The sequence below is a fragment of the Enterococcus italicus DSM 15952 genome (assembly GCF_000185365.1).
GTDB lineage: Bacteria > Bacillota > Bacilli > Lactobacillales > Enterococcaceae > Enterococcus_G > Enterococcus_G italicus.
The window spans coordinates 853,333-857,343 of sequence record NZ_GL622241.1 but is presented as its reverse complement, the minus strand read 5'-3'; the positions used below and the strand labels follow the sequence as shown (position 1 = coordinate 857,343).

At 39.1% G+C, this 4,011-nt stretch carries 5 protein-coding genes and 1 tRNA gene; all 6 read right to left on the bottom strand.

Annotated elements, in window-relative coordinates:
* Positions 1-128: 128 nt before the first annotated feature.
* Entirely contained in the window at positions 129-650 is a 522-nt protein-coding gene (gene mreD / locus HMPREF9088_RS04010) for a rod shape-determining protein MreD (RefSeq protein WP_040366362.1), read from the bottom strand.
* A gap of 1 nt (position 651) precedes the next feature.
* The gene (gene mreC / locus HMPREF9088_RS04005; protein WP_007207866.1) at positions 652-1,506 is read right to left on the bottom strand and encodes a rod shape-determining protein MreC; all 855 of its coding nucleotides are present in this window, start codon (positions 1,504-1,506) and stop codon (positions 652-654) included.
* Between the two features lie 119 nt (positions 1,507-1,625).
* Complete coding sequence (locus HMPREF9088_RS04000) at positions 1,626-2,261, bottom strand: thiamine diphosphokinase (RefSeq protein WP_007207865.1); 636 nt, start codon at positions 2,259-2,261, stop codon at positions 1,626-1,628.
* Positions 2,262-2,912, bottom strand: a complete 651-nt coding sequence (gene rpe, locus HMPREF9088_RS03995; protein WP_040366361.1) for a ribulose-phosphate 3-epimerase — start codon at positions 2,910-2,912, stop codon at positions 2,262-2,264. It abuts the gene before it with no gap.
* 18 nt (positions 2,913-2,930) lie between these two features.
* On the bottom strand, positions 2,931-3,812 hold the full coding sequence (rsgA, locus tag HMPREF9088_RS03990) for a ribosome small subunit-dependent GTPase A (RefSeq protein ID WP_007207863.1): 882 nt from the start codon (positions 3,810-3,812) through the stop codon (positions 2,931-2,933).
* Between the two features lie 92 nt (positions 3,813-3,904).
* Positions 3,905-3,978, bottom strand: a tRNA-Pro gene (locus HMPREF9088_RS03985).
* Positions 3,979-4,011: the final 33 nt, after the last annotated feature.

Below are 4,011 nucleotides of genomic sequence, written 5' to 3'. Positions count from 1 at the left end.
GGGGTGCACACCATTGCTCAAACTTTTAGACTTTCTGATCTTTTTGCTTATAGTTTCTTCTGTTTCATCGGTTTGTTCCAGTCTAGCAGCTCAACATTCCTTTTACCACCTGTATTTGTTCATCTTGTTTAAAAATAACTGAGTTTTAGTTTGAATACTTTTTTTAATGGCCACATAAGAATAAAAAAATAACAAATATTTAACAATAATGTTGGGCCTAAAAATTTCACCACGAAAAATTGACCATCAAAAGCAGCGAGCTTAAACCCGATTTGAATACCTAGTGTAAAAAGTTGGAAGAGAGTCAAGCTGATCACCCAACTAAAAAACATAGTCGTCATATTTTGATAAAAGAGCGAATGAAATACATACATCATCCACACAACCATCGGGAACCCGACAGCATAGATACCAATGATACCCAAGTAATAAAGATCAAACAGTATACCAATCGCCACTGCCATCCAAATCATATAACGCTTGGAGTAACTTTTTGCCGCAAATAAGGCCACTAATAAGAGTAGCTGTGATTGCCAGACATTGGCCCCTTTGTCCCAATAATCAAATAATCTCGTAATATGCGCATCTAATAGCATCAACAGAAACAAAATAATTCCTAATGTTAATCGGCTCGTTTTACTTTGATTCACTTTACTCACCTACCGTACGCTTGATAACGGTCACGACGGATAAGTCATACATGTCCGCATAAGGCTGGACGTATAATTTTTTATCCAAACCAAAATCATCTGATTGTGCCTCTAGAACCGTACCGACCGCCAAATCTGCTGGTGAATTCCCACCCAGACCAGAAGTCTGTACCACATCACCTTTGGCAAAGGTTGCTGAACCAGTTACTTGTTCGACCACTAGTGCATTTTTGTCCTCATCATAGCCTTTCAATAACCCAAACAATTCGCCACTGTCTGTCGAAATTCTGACTGGATAATGATTCGATGTTTGATTTTCAGAAGACAAAAGTTCTACTTTTGATGAAGAACGATTGACTTCAATCACTCGGCCAATCAACCCTTTTTTAGCCATCACAGACATATTCGCTTCAATACCGTCTTTCGATCCTTTATCGATAACCAAATAATCTTGCCATGAATCGGGCGAACGCGAAATGACGTTGGCTGTGACTTTTTCATAGCTTGATAACGTGGTGTTTAGCGCCAATTGTTCTTTCAAATTAGCAATTTCTCTCTCGCTGTTTTTGTTTGCTTGTGATAATTCTTCATAGGAGTCCAATTTTGCTTTTAATTGTTGATTTTCTTTATAAGTAGAAGCTAAATCCTGAACTGCATCAACCGTATTTTCAACCCAGCTAACTGGAGCTTGGATTGCCTTGTCAACAAAGGCAATGGTATCATTGATCACGGATTGCACGACATTTGATTTTTTTGCTGTTGCCCGCTGCGCAATAGTCAGACTCAAGACAGTCACTACGATTAGCACGATGATTAGGGCAATGATAATATTTTTATTTGGATTAATTTTTTTCACAAGCGCACCTCAATATTATTCAAACTCATACCCTAAATTGTACCACTTTTCCCTATGAAACAAAAGATAAGGCCCTGTGGTTTAATGTTTTTTGAATCATTTCCCACAGGAACCTTATCTTAATCTTTGCTTTGAATTACAGCCATAACTCCATCACTAAATGAAAAGGATGCTTGATTCGTTAAAAATTCATTGCTCGCATAAGATATTGGATAATCAATTTTTTGTTTATCCAATGTATACTTGCTCTCCGTTAACGTTAATTGCTCCATCGGCGTTAAGCAACAATAGGCTAAATACTTCATACCCGTTTCTTTTTCAATTGTATACGTACCTGGTAGATAGAAGCGAATCGTATTCATGCGGTCTCGTAGACTAATATTCATGGCATACGGCTGAAATCTCGGCTCCAGTACTAACCAAAGATTGGCTAAAAAGTGATCAATTCTCCCACCAGTTAAGCCAATCATATCAATAGTAGCTTCAGGAAATCGTTGAATCGCATGAAGAAGACCTAGCTGCGTGTCGGTATCGTCTTTTTCAGGCTTTGATTGCTCTATACTGTCGGCTTTTTCTTTCACTCGTTTCAATTCGACCAATGATAATGAGTCAAAATCACCAATGGCGGCGTTCAATTGAGATTGCTCTTCTAATAAAAATAAAGCCCCACGATCGACACCAATCGTATAATCATACGCTCTTTCTAATGGCGGCCAAGTTTCTTTCGGCGCACCGCCTACAAGTAAAATATTCATTTACTCAATCGCCTCTTTTAACGCGTTAATTCGTTCTTCCGGATGTTGTGCACCATAAATGTAGCTTCCCGCAACAAAAACATTGGCACCTGCCTCGGCACATACCCTAATGGTTTGATCATCAATGCCCCCATCTACTTCAATGTCATAGTGATACCCATACTGCTCTTTTAGCTTGGCTAACTCACGGATTTTGTCCGCCATTTCCGGTAAAAAGCTTTGTCCACCAAATCCTGGATTCACCGTCATCACTAAAATTTGGTCAACCAACGGCAATACATATTTGATAGCCTCGACTGGTGTACCGGGATTGATCACCACTTCTGCTTTTACATTTTCAGCCTTAATCATTTGAATCGCTCGATGGAGGTGTGGCGTTGCTTCAATATGAACACCAATAATATCCGCACCCGCTTTAGCAAACTCATGAATAAAACGTTCCGGATTGACAATCATTAAATGAACATCTAATGGTAATTTTGTAATCGGTCGAATGGCTTGTACAACAGCCGGGCCAAAGGTAATATTGGGCACAAATTGGCCATCCATCACATCAACATGGATATAATCTGCACCATGTTTTTCGACGAATTCAATATCTCTTTGCAAATTGGCAAAATCAGCACTCAGAATCGATGGAGCTATCTTCATTAGCATATCCTCTTCTCTTTATTTTTTCTTTTTATAGACTGGTCTTTTTTGTTCAATCTCTGACATAAATTGTTGGTAATTGTCATACCTGGACTGAGCAATCTCTCCGCTCTCAACTGCTGCTTTTATCGCACAATCCGGTTCATTCAAATGCTGACATTCTCTGAAACGACACTGATCCAAACGAGCAACAAATTCAGGGAACTCTCTCGGTAATTCAACTGCTTCGATCGATAAAAAGTCAATAGCACTAAATCCCGGGGTATCTGCGACCAAGCCACCCGCGATTTCTAGCAATTCCACATGTCTTGTCGTATGCCTACCTCTACCTAGTGCATCCGATATCTCACCCGTCTTTAATTGCAATTCAGGTAATATTTGATTCAGTAGTGTTGATTTCCCCGCACCCGATTGCCCCATGAATACCGTAAGTTTGTCAGAAAAGAGTGCTTCTAATTCATCAATTGCTTCAGAAGTCTCTTTTGCTACAATGACTTTGTACCCTATTGATCCATAAATATGCTCAATCTCATCAATCTTTTCTTCTTCATCGAATATATCAACTTTTGTTAGATAGATGATTGGCTCTATTGATTGATGCGCCAGTGTAACCAAAAAACGATCCAATAAATTATAGGAAAAATTAGGCTCTACCAAACTGGTTACAATGACTGCTTGATCAACATTTGCCACAGCTGGGCGGACCAATTCATTTTTTCTTGGCAACATCTCTAAAATATAGCCATCCGTTTGGTTCGTACTTTCAAATACTACCTCATCACCGACTAATGGAGAAATTTTCAACTTACGAAAATTCCCTCTAGCACGCGTTTGATAGAGTTTTCCTTCCGAATAAACGTAATAGAAGCCACTCAATGCTTTTCGAATTTGTCCTTTCAATCAAGTACCTCCCTTGTTTTTTTCTATTGTAACACACTTTTAAAGTCACAGTGAGACCAAAAAAAGACACCTATTGTTAGGTGTCTTACGAATCGGGAAGACAGGATTCGAACCTGCGACCCCTTGGTCCCAAACCAAGTGCTCTACCAAGCTGAGCTACTTCCCGATAATTCAATTAATGAAAACAAATAAAAAAACT

Bases quoted from the DNA above. Each gene is read 5' to 3' on its own strand.
- HMPREF9088_RS04000 (WP_007207865.1), bottom strand. From the start codon at position 2,261: ATGAATATTTTACTTGTAGGCGGTGCGCCGAAAGAAACTTGGCCGCCA.
- rpe (WP_040366361.1), bottom strand. From the start codon at position 2,912: ATGAAGATAGCTCCATCGATTCTGAGTGCTGATTTTGCCAATTTGCAA.